General features: G+C 65.1%; 1 protein-coding gene. It reads right to left on the bottom strand.

The features are described 5' to 3' along the window. Positions 1-272, bottom strand: a 272-nt coding sequence (locus SB765_RS29720) for a hypothetical protein (protein WP_410932506.1), incomplete at both ends; no start/stop codon positions are given.

Raw genomic sequence — 272 nt, 5'->3', positions numbered from 1 at the left:
CGGCCGTCGGTGAAGGCGATCGCGGCGGGGCCGTCCCACGGCTCCATCATCGCTGCGTGGTATTCGTAGAACGCCTTGCGGTTCTCGTCCATCAGCGTGTGCTGTTCCCAGGCTTCCGGGATCATCATCATCATCGCGTGGACGAGCGGGTAACCGGCCATCACCAGCAGTTCGAGGCAGTTGTCGAACGATGCCGTGTCCGACTGGCCCGGATAGATCAGCGGCCAGAGCTTGGGCAGCTCGTCGCCGAGGACGTGCGAGGCGATCGCGCC

It is taken from the genome of Pseudomonas sp. SIMBA_067 (genome assembly GCF_046534675.1).
Taxonomy (GTDB): domain Bacteria; phylum Pseudomonadota; class Gammaproteobacteria; order Pseudomonadales; family Pseudomonadaceae; genus Aquipseudomonas; species Aquipseudomonas putida.
The sequence above is the reverse complement of the archived record's forward strand: the minus strand, read 5'-3'. Positions and strand labels throughout refer to the sequence as shown.